The organism is Vibrio sp. 1069, assembly GCF_033340555.1.
The window spans coordinates 1-689 of the sequence record NZ_JAWOWP010000404.1; the positions used below are offsets into that span (position 1 = coordinate 1).

A 689-nucleotide genomic window follows, 5' to 3' on the forward strand; every position below is an offset into this window, starting at 1 on the left:
ACCAAGGTGGCCTTGACGAGCTCGACATAGAAAAGCGCATGATAACGATGCATGTTCACCCGATACTTGCGCGCAATAAACCAAAGATGACAGCATGATTGATTCACTACGAACGGATGTTTCGCGAGAAAAGTATGCGTGAGCCTGTGATAAAACACCGCGGCATATCACTGAGGTTAAGCATGCATACCGAAATTGTCTAGGCACGAAAACATTTTGGTAGGAATCGTCATTCTGAGCCAATTCCTACCAAAAGACTAGTTCCTGTCAGGAACTAAAGAATTTCCGAGAGCGACGATTAATTCCACACAGAATCCACTTCTTCTTGAGTCAGATAACGGTAATCACCCGGTTCTAGAGTGTCATCCAACACGATATCGCCGATTCGCTCACGATGAAGTAGTTCTACTTTGTTACCAAGTGCAGCAAACATGCGTTTCACTTGGTGGTACTTACCTTCAACGATAGTAAGCAGTACTTCGTTTTCTGCTTCATTCACGATCTCAAGGTGCGCTGGTAACGTCGCTTCGCGTTCGTTTCTCAACTCAATACCTTGCGCAAACTTTTCAACGTAATCAGGTTGAATCGCATCCGCTAGCCACACGCGGTATGTTTTTTCGCATTTGTGTTTCGGTGATGTAATACGGTGAGACCATTGGCCATCATCTGTAATCAACACCAAACCCGTC

General features: G+C 45.1%; 1 protein-coding gene. It reads right to left on the minus strand.

What is annotated here, in order from left to right; genetic code table 11:
* Nucleotides 1-298: 298 nt before the first annotated feature.
* On the minus strand, nucleotides 299-689 hold a 391-nt coding region (locus tag R7040_RS26795), incomplete at its 5' end, for a pseudouridine synthase (RefSeq protein WP_318097639.1).